This window comes from Amycolatopsis sp. NBC_00355 (assembly GCF_036104975.1).
In the GTDB taxonomy this organism is placed as follows: Bacteria; Actinomycetota; Actinomycetes; order Mycobacteriales; family Pseudonocardiaceae; genus Amycolatopsis.
Window position 1 is genome coordinate 1826940 of the sequence record NZ_CP107982.1, and the last position, 13951, is coordinate 1840890.

Here is a 13951-nt window from a genome sequence, read left to right on the forward strand (position 1 = left end):
GACGAGTGGCGCTGTCGGCGACTTCGTGGCGAGGCGCCGGTGAGCGGTCTGCCGCGGCTGGTCGTGAGTGTTTAGGGCGGTTCTAACCGCCCTAAACACTCACGAGGGCCGCGGCAGACCGAGGAACCGGCGGCGCAACAACGGGCTAGCGCAGCGGCACAACGCCGTCGGTCAGCGTCCCGGCGATCCGGCGGTGGCTCGGGTGTTCCCGCGGCGCGGCCACGCCGTACACGGTCGACAGCACCTCGGCGAGGTCGGTCAGCAAGTCCGGCCCGGACAACTCCGGCGGGCCGTAGATCCGGCCGGGGGGTTTGAAGAACAGGCGGCACGGCACGTCCTCGCCCGGGCCGAGGGCGGGCTGCCGGTAGTCGACGGCCAGTTCGCGGCAGCCGACGCGGAGGAACGGGGCGCCGTCGGTGCCGGGGCCGATTTCGGCGTACCAGCCGCGGATCTCGGGCCGGTCGGCGAGCAGCCGCTGTTCGAGCCGGGCGACGAGCGCCGGGAACCGGCCCGAACCGCGGAGGGGGGCCGCGAACGCGACGTAGCCCAGCAGCGCGACCGCGGTCAGCGTGTGGAACGACGCCATCCCCGACGGCTCCGGCTCGGTCGGCTCCGCGCGCAACGCCCACAGGTGGTAATCCGGCTCGGCGACCGCGTGCCGGAACCCGTCCTCGCCGACGGCGGTGGGTCCGGGCGGGAACGCGTCCCGGTAGACCGCCAGGGTGCGGGCGAAGTCCGGGTCGTCCGGGCCGGTCACCGCGTGGACGTCGAGCGGCCGGGCGGCCTCGCGACCGGTGTAGCGGTCCAGGGGCAGCCGGCCGACGTCGTCCCGCGCGCTCAGGTGCGCGGCCATGCGCCGGTACTCGGGCGAGTCCTCGGGACGGTCGATCCGCATGGCCAGCCGCTGGTATTCCCGGACGACAAGGGTGATCGCGGCGGCCGGGACGCGGTCCCGCCAGGCCGCCGACAGCGGTTTGCCGATCAGGATCAGCCCGGTCACCGGAGCCTGCCCCGGCGACAGCGCGGGCTGCCGGTAGGGGAAGTCGAGGCCGGCGTAGCCGTACCGGTGCCAGATCAGGGCCCGCGCGACCGGGTCGAGGTTGTCGGCGAGTGCCGACACCGCCCGGGGATCGTTCATTTCGGCCACCACGCCGGCGAGTTCGCGCCCGCCGCCGGCGGCGTCGGCGGCCAGCACCGCTTCGATGTGGTCCATCAGGGCCCGGCCGACGCCGCGGCCGCGCACGTCGGGCGAAACGAGCAGGTACTCGATCACCCCCGCGGCGGGTTCGGCCAGGTAGTCCGCGATCACGGCGCCGGCCAGCAGCTCGCCGTCGAAGGCGAGGACGATGTGGTAGTTGTTCTCGCCGTACCAGCCGTGTCCTTTCAGCCGCAGGTAGCCGGCCATGTTCTCCAGCGACTCGCGTTCGTCCGGATTGGGGAACAGGCTGACGTAAAGAGTCCCGTGGAACCCGGCCAGCACGGAGAGGTCGTCCGCGGCGCCGGTGAGCTCGCGGAAGGTGATCACCCTCGGCTGTCTCCGCTGATCGCGCCGAGCAGCCGCTGGAAGTCCCGCGAGCCGAGCGCCGGTTCCCCGGGCACGAGGAAGCCGGACTTCTGCAGCAGTTCGAGCTTGCCGTGGCGCTCGCCGACGTACGCGGCCTTGTGCGCCAGGCTGTCGAGGTTGTACCCGATCGCGTCTACGTTGGTCAGGTCCGTGTGCTCCCACAGCAGGTAGCAGTCGCCCAGCCGCGGCGGCTGGTCCTCCGGGGCGTTCTCGGTGGCCCACCAGCATTGCCAGACGTAGGCGGAGTAGTAGTCCGGGATCTCGCGCAGCGGGTCGAGCCGGTGCTGCTCGGAGTCCAGCAGCAGGCAGTAGTCGAACTCGCCCTGCCACCGCTCGGCCGCGGCGCCCAGAGCCGGGTTGCGCGTCATCAGGTGGGACCGGTGGCACAGCAGCGCGGTGACCTCGGCCTTGAGCGCGCCGACCCCGCGTTCCCGGAACATCGGCATGATCCCGCTGCGGATGGCCCGGCCCTTCTCACCGACCGCGACCACGAGGATCGAGTTCGCCTCGTCGCCCCGGCCGAGCTGGCCCAGGAAGAACCGGGACCGGTCCGGCCCGTCCTCGCTCGTGAAGTCCCACGACGGCGCCCACTCCTCGAACCCCGCGTAGGTCCACTGCTGGATGCCGTTGCGGCCCACCGGGTCCGAGCCGCCGCCGGCGCGTTCCCACCAGCCGGCGTTGAGCAGCACGGCGGGCGAGAACACGCCGGTGACGCGCACCGGTTCCGGGTGCCGCGGCGGCCGGGACGACGGACCGAGCCGGGCCCGGAGCTGGTCGACGTCCAGCACTTTGGGCATCCGGTCCCGGCGGGGCACCGACGACGGCGTACCGCCGACGAAGTCGGTTGTGTGGAGCACCTTCTGCAACAGCAAGGTCAGCGGGTCCGCGATCTCGGCCCGGATGATGTCGGCGATCAGCCCTGGCCGGTAAGGGATCCCCACGCCGATCGAAAGGGGGCCGAGCTTGCCCGAAATATGCCACAGGGATTCGGTGTCCGAAACGCCGCCCCGATCGACCGCCATGTCTCCGCCCATCCGCTCGCTCGCCGAACGGGTGGTAGGTCGGCTTCGTACTGGGCACCGTTACATCGGCCGCCCGTACGGGATCAGGTGAGGATCTTGACCATGGTGTCGGCGTCCGCGGAACCCGCGCCAACGATCTCGTACCCTTCCGCGAGGTACAGCCGCTGCGCGAAGTTCTTCCGTTCGACGCTGAGCCCGATCCGTCCGATTCCCGCCTCGACGGCCCGGCTTTCGACGCCCCTCAGCAGCGCCCGGCCGACACCCCGGCCACGCCACGCCGGCACCACGCCGATCGTCAGCTCCGGGACGTCGGCCGCGACGAACCCGTACCCCGGATCCTCCGCCGAAAAGAACCGCAGCCAAGCCGCGCCGACGGGTTCACCGTCCGCTTCGGCGACCACGCCGAGGTCACCTTCCCGCGGCCACCCGGCGATGTAGTGCGCGGTGTTCGGCGCCCGCAGCACCCGTCGCCGGCTCTTGCGCTTCCACTCGGGCGACCAGTTCACCGCCTCGACGAGCATGTCGGCCAGGAAGCCGGCGTCGTCGCGAGTCGCCTCGCGCAGGTTCACAACTCGCGGACCTTGCCGTCGGCGACTTCGAAGCGGCGGGTGACGTGCACCGCGTCGAGCATCCGGCGGTCGTGCGTCACCAGCAGCAGCGTGCCCGGGTAGCGGTCCAGCGCCGCCTCGAGCTGTTCGATGGCGGGCAGGTCCAGGTGGTTGGTCGGCTCGTCGAGGACCAGCAGGTTGACGCCGCGGGCCTGCAGCAGCGCCAGCGCCGCGCGGGTGCGCTCCCCCGGCGACAGCGTCGCGGCCGACCGCAGCACGTGCGCGGCCTTCAGCCCGAACTTCGCCAGCAGCGTCCGGACGTCGGCGTCGGGCAGTTCCGGCACCTCGCGCGCGAAGGCGTCCGCGAGCGGGACGTCGTCGAGGAACAGCTTGCGCGCCTGGTCGACCTCGCCGACCACGACGCCCGAGCCGAGCGCCGCGTTGCCGTCGTCCGGGGCGAGCCGGCCGAGCATCAGCGCCAGCAGCGTCGACTTCCCGGCGCCGTTCGCGCCGGTGATGGCGACCTTGTCCGCCCAGTCCACCTGCAGGTCGACCGGCCCGAGCGTGAACCCGCCCCGCCGGACCACCGCGCCGCGCAGGGTCGCGACCACCGCGCCCGCCCGCGGGGCCGCGGCGATCTCCATCCGCAGCTCCCACTCCTTGCGCGGCTCCTCGACGACGTCCAGGCGCTCGATCATCCGCTCGGTCTGGCGCGCCTTCGACGCCTGCTTCTCGGTGGCTTCGCTGCGGAACTTGCGGCCGATCTTGTCGTTGTCGGGTGCCTTGCGGCGGGCGTTCTTGACGCCCTTCTCCATCCAGCCGCGCTGCATCCGCCCGCGGGCCTCGAGCGCGGACTTCGTCCCGGCGAACTCGTCGTAGTCCTCCCGGGCGTGCCGCCGCGCGACCTCGCGCTCCTCCAGGTACGCCTCGTACCCGCCGCCGTAGGTGTTGACCTGCTGCTGCGCCAGATCCAGCTCGACGACGCGGTCGACCGTGCGGGCCAGGAACTCGCGGTCGTGGCTGACCAGCACCGTCGCCGAGCGCAGGCCGGTGACGAACCGCTCCAGCCGGGCGAGGCCGTCCAGGTCGAGGTCGTTGGTCGGCTCGTCGAGCAGGAAGACGTCGTAGCGGCTCAGCAGCAGCGACGCCAGCCCGGCGCGCGCGGCCTGGCCACCCGAGAGCGACGTCATCAGCTGGTCCAGGTCGACGGCCAGGCCGAGGTCGGCGGCCACCTCACCGGCGCGGTCGTCGAGGTCGGCGCCGCCGAGCGCGAGCCACCGGTCGAGCGCGGTCGCGTACTGGTCGTCCGAGCCGTCTTCGCCCGCGGTGAGGGCATCGGTGGCCCGGTCGAGGTCCGCCTGCGCGGCGGAGACGCCGGTGCGGCGCGCCAGGAACGCCCGCACCGACTCGCCTTCCCGGCGTTCCGGTTCCTGCGGCAGGTGCCCGACGGTGGCGGTCGGCGGGTTCAGCCGCACCTCGCCGTCGTCCGGGGTGGCCAGGCCGGCCAGGGTCCGCAGCAGCGTCGACTTGCCGGCGCCGTTGACGCCGACCAGGCCGACGACGTCGCCGGGCGCGACGACCAGGTCCAGACCGGAGAAGAGGAGGCGATCGCCGTGGCCCGCGGCCAGGTCCTTCGCGACGAGAGTTGCGCTCATGAGGTAGCCGAGTCTACGGGGCCGTGGTGAACTGTCAGATCAAGGTCAATGGGACCGCCTGTGTGTGTCCGGTGGCGCTTTGATCACTCAGTGTGGGTAACCTGTTCGGTTGTCGATACCCCGCAGCAGTGAGGTCGGTGAACACAGAATGGGCGAGCCCGCTTCCCCGGTCACCCTCGGCCGAAGGCCGAAGGCGAGGGAAGGCCGCGTGTCGGCGCCACGGCCGACGGTCAGCCGCCGTCGCGAGGTGAGCCACGCGAGCGCGCGTTCGCTCCTGATGACCGTGCTCGGGGAGTACGCGCTGCCCCGCGACAAGCCGGTCTGGACGTCGATGCTGGTCGAGGTGCTGGGCATCCTCGACATCGAGGAGAAGTCGGCGCGCCAGGCGCTGGCCCGCTCCGCCGCCGAGGGCTGGGTGGTCTCCGAGCGCGTCGGGCGCCGGGTTCGCTGGTCGCTGACGCCGCCGGGCCGCCGCCTGCTGACCGAGGGCGCCGACCGGATCTACGCGTTCGGCCTCGAGGCCCCTCCGTGGAACGGCCAGTGGCTGATGCTGATCGTGTCCGTGCCCGAGGCCAAGCGCGACCTGCGCCACCGGCTGCGCACCCGGCTGACCTGGGCGGGTTTCGGCTCGCCGGTGGCCGGCGTCTGGGTCAGCCCGGACCTGAGCCGTCAGCGGGAGGCCCAGCAGATCGTCACCGAGCTGGGCCTCGAGGCGCAGGCGATGTCCTTCACCTCGACCTACGGCGAGGTCGGCGAGCAGGAGACGATGGTCGCCCGCTCCTGGGACCTCACCGAGCTGAAGGACCGCTATGAGGACTTCATCGACCGCTTCACCGGCCTGAACCCGACCGGCGGCCGGGCGGTGCTGCGGGCGCAGACCGAGCTCGTCCACGAGTGGCGGCGGTTCCCGTTCCTCGACCCGCAGCTGCCCGCCGAGCTCCTGCCGGCGAAGTGGAGCGGGACGAAAGCCGGGGAACTGTTCCATCACAAACACGTCGACTGGCGCCCCGACGCCCAGCAGTATTGGGACGACATCGTAGAAGCCGAAGAAGCAGGGTGAGCATGACTGAGCAGGTCCGCCTCGACCGTGACGGCGGGCTCGCCGTCCTGACCATCGACGCGCCGCCGTTGAACCTGTACACGGCTTCCCTGCAGTCGGATCTCGCCGCGGCCATCGGTTCGCTGGAAGACGCCCCCGCCCGGGCGCTGCTGATCCGCGCCGAGGGCAAGATCGTCAGCGGCGGCGTGGACGTCTCGCTGTTCGACGCCCAGGGCTCGCCCGCCGAGGCGAAGGTGCTGTTCGACGAGATGCTCGCGGTGCCGGACCGGATCGCCGCGCTGCCCTTCCCCACCGTGTTCGCCGCGCACGGCCTGTGCCTGACCTGGGCGTTCGAGGTCGCGGTGGCCTGCGACCTCATCCTGGCCGCGACCCGGGCGAAGTTCGGGCTGGTCGAGAAGGTGGTCGGGCTGACGCCGACCATGGGCGGCACCCAGCGGCTCGCCGCGCGGGCGGGCGTCGGGCGCGCCAAGGAGTTCGTGATGACCGGCGACGCCTACGACGCGGCGACGATGGAGCGCTGGAACGTCGTCAACCGCGTCCTGCCGGACGAGGGTTTCGACGCCGCGGCCCGGGCGTTCGCGGCTCGGCTGGCCGAGGGTCCGACCTGCGCCCACGCGGCGACCAAGCGCGTCCTGGACCACTTCTCCGCGGGCGGCGTCCCGGAGGCCAACGCGCACATCACGACGATCGCGGCCGAGCTGTTCGAGACCGAGGACCTGCGGGGCGCCGTGAAGTCGTTCCTCGCGGACGGGCCGGGCAAGGCGACGTTCTCGGGACGTTAACAGTCCGTTCGGACAACGGTTGCCGCCGTTCGGGCGTGCGCGGATCTCCCAGCACCGGGTTACATTCGATTTTGGTCTAGACCACCACATTCGTCTGTTCCGTGTCGCTTGGAGAACCGCCATGAGACGCACTCCCGCACGACTACGCTCCGCGCTCGCCGCCCTCCTGATCGCCGGGGGCGGCGTCGCGGCGCTGGCCCCGCCCGCCGCCGCGGCCGGGTCACTGACCGCCTCGCTCGCCCTGAGCGGCACGACCGGCACCTACACCGTCACCAACTCCGGCACCGCGTCGGTGAGCAACTGGGCGATCACCTTCACACTGCCCGCCGGCATCACCGCGAGCACCGGCGACAACGCCACGGTGACGCAGAACGGCACCCAGGTCACGCTGACCCCGGCCTACTACATCGCGACGCTGGCACCGGGCCGCACCACCTACCCGTACAGCCCGACGTTCCGGCTCAGCGCGGCCGCGACGCCGACGCAGTGCCGCGTCGACAACGCCAACTGCGACGGGTCGCCGGACACACCACCGTCCGCACCCGCGAACCTGCGGCTGGTCGCGAAGACGACGACCACGGCCGCCCTGGCCTGGAACGCGTCGACGGCCGGCTCGCTGCCGGTCACGGGCTACGACGTCTACCGGGGCACGGCCCTGGCCGCCTCGGTGACCGGGACCAGCGCCACGATCAGCGGGCTGACGCCGAACACGGCGTACTCGTTCACCGTGAAGGCCAAGGACTCCAAGGGCACCGCGTCGCCGGCCAGCGCGGCGCTTCCGGTGACCACCAACAACCCGGCGAACGACACGCAGGCGCCCACCGCGCCCGGCGGACCGCGCTCGACGTCGGCGGATGCGACTTCGGTGTCGCTCACGTGGACCGCGTCCACCGACAACACCGGCGTCGTCAGCTACGACGTCTACCGCGGGAGCACCCTGGCGACGACGGTCACCACGACCGCCGCCGTCGTGACCGGCCTGGCACCGTCCACTTCGTACACGTTCACCGTGCGCGCCCGGGACGGCTACGACAACGTGTCGGCGCCGAGTGCCGCCGTCACCGCCAAGACCGGCGACATCGTCTCGGGCTACGCGAAGGTCGGCTACTTCGTGCAGTGGGGCATCTACGGGCGCCAGTACTTCGTGAAGAACCTCGAGACGACCGGCGCGGCGGCGAAGCTGACGCACCTGCTGTACGCGTTCGAGAACATCGACCCGGTGAACCTGACCTGCCTCTCCGGCGTCACGAAGGGCACCACGGCGAACCCGCAGGACCCGAACCAGGGTGACGGCGCGGGTGACGCCGAGGCCGACTACTCACGCCCGTTCGCGGCGGCCCAGTCGGTCGACGGCGTGGCCGACACGGGCTGGGAGGCGTTGCGCGGCAACCTCAACCAGGTCAAGAAGCTCAAGGCGAAGCACCCGAACCTGAAGGTGCTGGTCTCCCTGGGCGGCTGGACGTACTCGAAGTACTTCTCCGACGTCGCGGCCACCGACGCGTCGCGCAAGAAGTTCGTCTCGTCGTGCCTCGACACGTGGATCAAGGGCAATCTGGCGACCTACGGCGGCGCCGGCGGCCCGGGCACCGCGGCCGGGATCTTCGACGGCATCGACCTCGACTGGGAGTGGCCCGGCAGCGCCGACGGCCACCCGGGCAACCACTGGAGCCCGAACGACAAGAACAACCTGACGGCGCTGCTGGCCGAGTTCCGCACGCAGCTCGACGCGTACGGCGCGACCACCGGCAAGCGCTACCAGCTGCACGCGTTCACCCCGGCCGACCCGGGCAAGGTCGCGGCGGGCTGGGACCTGCCGAAGGTGTTCGACTACCTCGACGTCGCGAACGTGCAGGGGTACGACTTCCACGGGTCGGGCAGCGACAACTCGTGGGAGCCGAACCGCACCGGCCACCAGGGCAACCTGTACGCCGACGCGGACGACCCGTACAACTTCCACTTCAGCGCCGAAGCGGCGATCAACGCGTACACGAACGCGGGCGTCGATCCACGGCGGCTGACGCTCGGCCTGGCGTTCTACGGCCGCGGCTGGCAGGGCGTCGCGGCGGGCGGCAAGAACGGCGAGTGGCAGTCGGCGACCGGCGCGGCGCCGGGCCAGTTCCCCGAGGAGGCCGGCACGCGCGGGTATTCGAACCTCCTCGCGAGCGTCCCCGGGTGCACCGTCTACCACGACACCGCGGCCGTCGCGACGTCCTGCTACACGGGCAACGGCGGCCAGTGGTGGACGTTCGACGACGCCTGGTCCATCGCGGCGAAGACGACCTGGCTCAAGTCGCGCGGCCTGCTCGGCGTGATGGCGTGGGAGATGTCGGGTGACACCGGGGCGCTGATGAACGCGGTCAGCGCGGGTCTCGGTTAACGGAACGGCTATTCAGCCCGCTGAACGGAAATCGCCTTCCGTTCAGCGGGCTGAACATTTCGGCGTTTCTTTCCTTCACGACACGAAGAAGGGCTTTCCCCGCTCTTGACTGACGGTGGTCTGGACCATAAAACTGTCGGGACAGCGCGCTGGTGATCCACCTCACATCGTCGTCCCGAGGAGAGCCATGTCCGCATCCCGCTGGAGGAAAGCCGTCACGCTCGCTGCCGCCGTCCCGCTCGCCCTGGGCCTGATCGCCACCCCGGCGCCCGCGGCGCCGGCCACGTTCACGCACCCCGGTGTGCTGGTCAGCCGTCCGCAGCTGGACTTCGTGAAGGCGCAGGTGAACGCCGGCGCCCAGCCGTGGAAAGCCGCATACGACCAAGCCAAAGCGAGTGCGTACGCATCGCTTTCGCGCACGCCGAAACCGCGTTCGGTCGTCGAATGCGGCCCGTACTCGGACCCGAACCTCGGCTGCACCGATGAGCGGGAAGACGCGATCGCGGCGTACACGGACGCGCTGATCTGGTACATCTCGGGCGACGCCCGCTACGCGCAGAAGTCGATAGCCCTAATGGACGCGTGGTCGGCGACGATCACCAACCACACCAACAGCAACGCACCCCTGCAGACGGGCTGGGCGGGCTCGTCCTGGCCCCGCGCGGCGGAGATCATCAAGTACACGTACACAAGTTGGCCGAATTCGGGTCGTTTCGGCACGATGCTGCGCAACGTCTACCTGAACAAAATCATCAACGGCAGCAACAGCAACGGCAACTGGGAACTGTCCATGATGGAGGCCGCGGTAGGCATCTCGGTCTTCTTGGAGGACAAGACGAACTTCGACAAGGCCGTAACCCGCTACCGCAACCGCGTCGCGGCGTATGTGTACCTCACTTCTGACGGCTCCTTGCCGAAGACGGTCCCCGGCAGCGGCCTGTCCACACGCGACCAAATCGTGGGCTACTGGCAGGGCCAGAGCACGTTCGTGGACGGCCTGACCCAGGAAACGTGCCGCGACTTCGTCCACACGGGCTACGGCATAGCCGCGATCGCGGACGTGGCGGAGACCCTGCGCATCCAGGGCCAGGACGTCTACGGCACGGACGTCGGCGAGCGGCTACGCCAGGCGCTGGGCTTCCAGTCGAAGTACGAGCTGGGCACTGCAGTCCCGTCCTGGCTCTGCGGCGGCAGCGTGAACCGAGGCCTGGGCCCGGTCACGGAAGTGGGCTTCAACGCACTCCACGGCCGCCTGGGCATCGCGATGGCCAACACGCAGTCCCTGACGGAGAGCAAGCGCCCGGCGGGGACGAACGCGTTGTTCGTCGCGTGGCAGACGTTGACCCACGCGAACAACCCAGCGTGAGCGTGCGCCTTGCCCGCCCGGCCTGTCGCGCTGGGTTTCCGCGGGTTTCCGCAGGTCAGGCGGGCAAGGCACCCTGGTTACAGAGCCCTTCCGGGGGCGCGCTAGAGTACTCACACGCACTGAGAAGTGCGGGTCCGGGCTGTGGCGCAGTTTGGTAGCGCACTTGACTGGGGGTCAAGGGGTCGCAGGTTCGAATCCTGTCAGCCCGACCGGATCGGCCACCTTTACGCAGGTAGAGGTGGCCTTTTTCATGCCTGAGAAGCCCGAGGGCCTCGAAGGCCGCACGTCGAGCCCGGCGGGTCGGGCGTCCGCTCCCGGTCAGGCCGAGTCAGTCAACTAAAATCCCTTGCTTCGCGCGATATGGGAGCACCGGTGACGAACGACGAAACCTTTGACTATGACATCGCCGTGTCGTTCGCCGGTGAGGACCGGGAGCTTGTCAGGGCGGTCGTGACCCATCTCAAGGACCACGACATCAAGGTCTTCTTCGACGAAGACAGCACGTCCGAGATGTGGGGCGAGAACCTCGTCGACTTCCTACAAGCGATCTACGGGCGTCGCGCACGCTATGCCGTTCTCTTCGTCTCCCAGCACTACGTCAGCAAGAAGTGGACCGGCTACGAACGACAGGCCGCACAGGACCGGGCGTTTCAGCAGAGTGCGCCCTACATCCTTCCGGTGCGCATAGACGAGGCCGAGCTTCCTGGCCTGCACTCCACCATCGGGTACATCGACGCAGAGTTCGCCGGGGTTGACGGGATCGTGGATGCCATCCTCAGCAAGCTCGGCGATCGGACCAAGGCCAGACCGCCGAAGTTCGACGGGCGGGCGCCGCGGACGACCGAGGCTATTGCCACTGTGCTGAGCGAACGCCCGCCGGGCTGGGAATTTCTTCTCTACGGCGGCCTGCTGCTCCAGGGCATCACCGCCCTGGAGGAGAAATACCGGGATCACGTGATCGAGTTTGCGTCGCACAACGGTAAGGTGATCAACGACAGCGAAGGCCTTCCACTGCTACGCACCAAGCTTACTTCGATCAGCACGATCATCTCGAACGTGGAACGCGTGCTTTCCCCCGAGGCGCAGACCGCCGCATTCGGCAAACCGGGGGAAGAGGGTGATCCGGAACGGATCGAACATCTCGCCAGGCGGCTGACCAGCATCTACGGCGAACTGCTCGACTGGTCGGCAGATCTTCGCGCAACCGGCGTCGCCAACGATGCGCTGCGTCACGCCGTGAACGTCGAAGCGCGGTTCGTGGACGGGCCCATCCGGCAGGTCCGCGCACTGGTGGAGCAGTACCTGTCCGAACTCGACGGTCTTTCAGCACGCCTGCACGCGGGCGAAAACGTGAACCTCACGTTCACGCTCGCCATCACTCTCGACCCGGTTACATCGGAAGAGTTCGACCGCGCCCTGGATGCCTACCGCGACACGCAAATAAATTAGGCGGCCAGAACTCCGTCACTCGTCGCCGGAGAAACGTTCCCATGCCGATTGGCGGGTCATTCCTAATGCCGCACCTATCTGGGTCCACGTGCCGCCCAGCGAACGCGCTTTGCGGACCCACGCCGTCAGGCTTTGCTGCACCTGGGCGCCTGAAGACGCAACCGGGGCCAGGCGGGACAGGACCTCCTCCAGCGTCAGGTCCTGGTCCCACGGGGCCACCGCGGCAATCGACGTCGGCTTGCCCTCGATCACTGCTGCGCACAACGAGACGCAGCCGTCGCAGATGAAGACTCCGGGGCCGCTCACCAGGGTCTTCACCTCGGTGTTCGGGCGGGCGCAGAACGAACAGTGGGCCAGGATCGCAGTTGTCATGGAGCCTCCCAGAAGAGAATCTGTCAGGCTGGACCTTACGCGCGTCAGGAGTGGCCTGACAAGGTCAGCGAGCCCAGGAACGACGACGTCCAGCCCGCCAGTTCCTCCAGGCGGGACATCAAGCCCTCGATTTCCGCCCAGCGGCGGTGTTCGCGCTCGAGATCCGGGACCAGGAAGTCGCCTACCAGGAGCAGCAGCGTGGCGATCTCGTAGGCGACGTCCGCCAGCTGGAGGAACGGGCGGTACTCCGCCTCCGTTCCTGTGCCGTGGTGCAACGACCACGAGCGGGCTCCGAGGCCGGTGACACGGCAGGTCTCCTCGACCGTCGCGCGCAGGGATGAGCGGCGGGATGTCGGCGATGGTTCCAGCAGCGGGGCGATGTTCCAGGCCACCGACAGCAGGCAGCACCCCGCGTCGTCCATCGAGTTGTTCATCACCCGACGTACTTTGCGCAGCCACCGGCACACTCAAGCCGTTGCGACGCGCGTTGTCACCCCATCGTGTGGGAAGTCGACCCGGCCGTGAGCATCGGGATCGAGATGAAGTCCGCCAGTGCCTGCTGGCCCGCGGCGTTCGCGTGGATTCCGTCCCCGTTGTCGTACGCCGGGTTGATGCTGTTCGGCTTCAGCGGGTCCTTCACGACCTCGTCGAAGTCGAGGATTCCCGTGCACAGGCCACCACAGTTGTTCCAGCGTTCCACGAACAACGCGATCTCGTGCCGATCGAGGTTGTTCTTGTCGCTGTAGCCCGGACGCGGGGTGCTCGGGGTGACGTACACCGCGATGCCCGCCGCGCGGAGGCGGGCGAAGACCGCCCGGTAGCTGTCCAGGACCGCCGTCGCGTCGCAGCCGTAGGCCAGGTCGTTCGTTCCGTAGTAGTAGATCACCGACTTGACGCCGTGCAGAGCCAGGACGTCGCGGTCCAGGCGGCTCGCGGCGTCCAGGCCGACCACACCCGGCGGGATGCTGGGGCAGGTCGGAGCACTCGTTGTGCCCGAGACGCCGGCATTGGCGACGGCCAGGCCCGAACCGGACACCCGGCGCGCCAGGTCGTCCGCCCAGCGGCGGTCCGCGCCCAGCTGGGTGCACCCCGGGCCGCAGTTCGTGCTGCCGATTCCGTCCACCACCGAACTGCCGAACGGGACGATCGTGCCCTTCACCGCCGTGTTGTGGACGTCCACCGCGCTCACCACGTACGTCGAGCCCACCGTCTGGGCGAACGCCGAGCCGCCGGGGTCGCCGGCGTGGTCCCCGGCACCGGGAGCGGTCAGGTAGTTGTCGCGCAACGCCGCGCCGTGGCGGCCGACCACCGCCGAGCCCGGTACCGACATGCTCACGGCCAGGTTCGTGTCCGGCCGCGTGGTCAGGCGCAGCTCGTCGCTCCAGACCTCTCCCCCGGCGGGAACGGTGACCGCACGGGCGCCCGCGAAGGTGAGGTCCCGGGGCGCGGTCACCGCCGCGCCGCCCGCGCTCACGCCGGCCGTCGCGTGGCCGATGGACAGCGGGCCCGTGCCGAACGTGTTCTGCAGGCGGACGCGGATCGCGTCGCCGCCTTCGCTCAGGTGGGTGATCATCCGGAGCGACTGAGAAGTCAACGGGGTGTCCGCGCGGCCGTCCTGCGACTGGGCCCACGAGGTGAACCACGCCTGTCCGGCTCCCGCGGCGACCGGCGCCGCCGCGAACGCCAGGGCCGAAACCGCAGCCAGAACCGCCACCTTGCCGCGCACAGGCACCCCCGTAGTCCACAAAGGACGAAA

General features: G+C 69.9%; 12 protein-coding genes and 1 tRNA gene. 6 read left to right on the forward strand and 7 right to left on the reverse strand.

The window, feature by feature from the left end:
• Positions 1-145: 145 nt before the first annotated feature.
• From OHS18_RS07290 to OHS18_RS07305, 4 genes are all read right to left on the reverse strand, one after another.
• Positions 146-1525, reverse strand: a complete 1380-nt coding sequence (locus OHS18_RS07290) for a GNAT family N-acetyltransferase (protein ID WP_328616401.1) — start codon at positions 1523-1525, stop codon at positions 146-148.
• The gene (locus tag OHS18_RS07295; protein WP_328616402.1) at positions 1522-2586 is read right to left on the reverse strand and encodes a hypothetical protein; all 1065 of its coding nucleotides are present in this window, start codon (positions 2584-2586) and stop codon (positions 1522-1524) included. The genes OHS18_RS07290 and OHS18_RS07295 overlap by 4 nt, the downstream gene beginning before the upstream one ends.
• Positions 2587-2669: 83 nt before the next feature.
• Positions 2670-3155: a GNAT family N-acetyltransferase gene (locus OHS18_RS07300; protein WP_328616403.1), complete on the reverse strand. Its 486-nt coding sequence runs from the start codon at positions 3153-3155 to the stop codon at positions 2670-2672.
• Positions 3152-4789 carry an ABC-F family ATP-binding cassette domain-containing protein gene (locus tag OHS18_RS07305; RefSeq protein WP_328616404.1) on the reverse strand — a complete coding sequence of 546 codons (1638 nt, stop codon included), beginning with the start codon at positions 4787-4789 and terminating at the stop codon, positions 3152-3154. The genes OHS18_RS07300 and OHS18_RS07305 overlap by 4 nt, the downstream gene beginning before the upstream one ends.
• A 148-nt stretch (positions 4790-4937) precedes the next feature.
• Between OHS18_RS07305 and OHS18_RS07310 the strand changes: the two genes are divergently transcribed.
• From OHS18_RS07310 to OHS18_RS07335, 6 genes are all read left to right on the forward strand, one after another.
• Entirely contained in the window at positions 4938-5849 is a 912-nt protein-coding gene (locus tag OHS18_RS07310) for a PaaX family transcriptional regulator (RefSeq protein WP_328454732.1), read from the forward strand.
• Positions 5850-5851: 2 nt separating this feature from the next.
• Positions 5852-6631 (forward strand): enoyl-CoA hydratase/isomerase family protein, encoded by a 780-nt coding sequence (locus OHS18_RS07315; RefSeq protein ID WP_328616405.1) that lies wholly within the window; start codon positions 5852-5854, stop codon positions 6629-6631.
• Positions 6632-6752: 121 nt separating this feature from the next.
• Positions 6753-9008, forward strand: coding sequence for a glycosyl hydrolase family 18 protein (locus tag OHS18_RS07320; protein WP_328616406.1), 2256 nt, complete (start codon positions 6753-6755; stop codon positions 9006-9008).
• A gap of 187 nt (positions 9009-9195) precedes the next feature.
• Complete coding sequence (locus tag OHS18_RS07325; RefSeq protein ID WP_328616407.1) at positions 9196-10374, forward strand: alginate lyase family protein; 1179 nt, start codon at positions 9196-9198, stop codon at positions 10372-10374.
• Positions 10375-10509: 135 nt separating this feature from the next.
• Positions 10510-10583 (forward strand) — tRNA-Pro (locus OHS18_RS07330).
• A gap of 163 nt (positions 10584-10746) precedes the next feature.
• Positions 10747-11823 carry a toll/interleukin-1 receptor domain-containing protein gene (locus tag OHS18_RS07335; RefSeq protein ID WP_328616408.1) on the forward strand — a complete coding sequence of 359 codons (1077 nt, stop codon included), beginning with the start codon at positions 10747-10749 and terminating at the stop codon, positions 11821-11823.
• Between the two features lie 15 nt (positions 11824-11838).
• Here OHS18_RS07335 and OHS18_RS07340 read toward each other — a convergent pair whose 3' ends face one another.
• From OHS18_RS07340 to OHS18_RS07350, 3 genes are read right to left on the reverse strand one after another with little or no spacing between them, the layout of a single operon-like run.
• Complete coding sequence (locus tag OHS18_RS07340) at positions 11839-12195, reverse strand: ClpX C4-type zinc finger protein (protein ID WP_328616409.1); 357 nt, start codon at positions 12193-12195, stop codon at positions 11839-11841.
• A 44-nt stretch (positions 12196-12239) separates the two neighbouring features.
• Positions 12240-12629 carry a hypothetical protein gene (locus OHS18_RS07345; protein ID WP_328458923.1) on the reverse strand — a complete coding sequence of 130 codons (390 nt, stop codon included), beginning with the start codon at positions 12627-12629 and terminating at the stop codon, positions 12240-12242.
• Between the two features lie 56 nt (positions 12630-12685).
• On the reverse strand, positions 12686-13927 hold the full coding sequence (locus OHS18_RS07350) for a GDSL-type esterase/lipase family protein (protein WP_328616410.1): 1242 nt from the start codon (positions 13925-13927) through the stop codon (positions 12686-12688).
• Positions 13928-13951 lie beyond the last annotated feature (24 nt).

Bases quoted from the DNA above. Each gene is read 5' to 3' on its own strand.
- OHS18_RS07295 (WP_328616402.1), bottom strand. From the start codon at position 2,586: ATGGCGGTCGATCGGGGCGGCGTTTCGGACACCGAATCCCTGTGGCAT.
- OHS18_RS07305 (WP_328616404.1), bottom strand. From the start codon at position 4,789: ATGAGCGCAACTCTCGTCGCGAAGGACCTGGCCGCGGGCCACGGCGAT.
- OHS18_RS07310 (WP_328454732.1), top strand. From the start codon at position 4,938: ATGGGCGAGCCCGCTTCCCCGGTCACCCTCGGCCGAAGGCCGAAGGCG.
- OHS18_RS07315 (WP_328616405.1), top strand. From the start codon at position 5,852: ATGACTGAGCAGGTCCGCCTCGACCGTGACGGCGGGCTCGCCGTCCTG.
- OHS18_RS07320 (WP_328616406.1), top strand. From the start codon at position 6,753: ATGAGACGCACTCCCGCACGACTACGCTCCGCGCTCGCCGCCCTCCTG.
- OHS18_RS07325 (WP_328616407.1), top strand. From the start codon at position 9,196: ATGTCCGCATCCCGCTGGAGGAAAGCCGTCACGCTCGCTGCCGCCGTC.
- OHS18_RS07340 (WP_328616409.1), bottom strand. From the start codon at position 12,195: ATGACAACTGCGATCCTGGCCCACTGTTCGTTCTGCGCCCGCCCGAAC.
- OHS18_RS07345 (WP_328458923.1), bottom strand. From the start codon at position 12,629: ATGAACAACTCGATGGACGACGCGGGGTGCTGCCTGCTGTCGGTGGCC.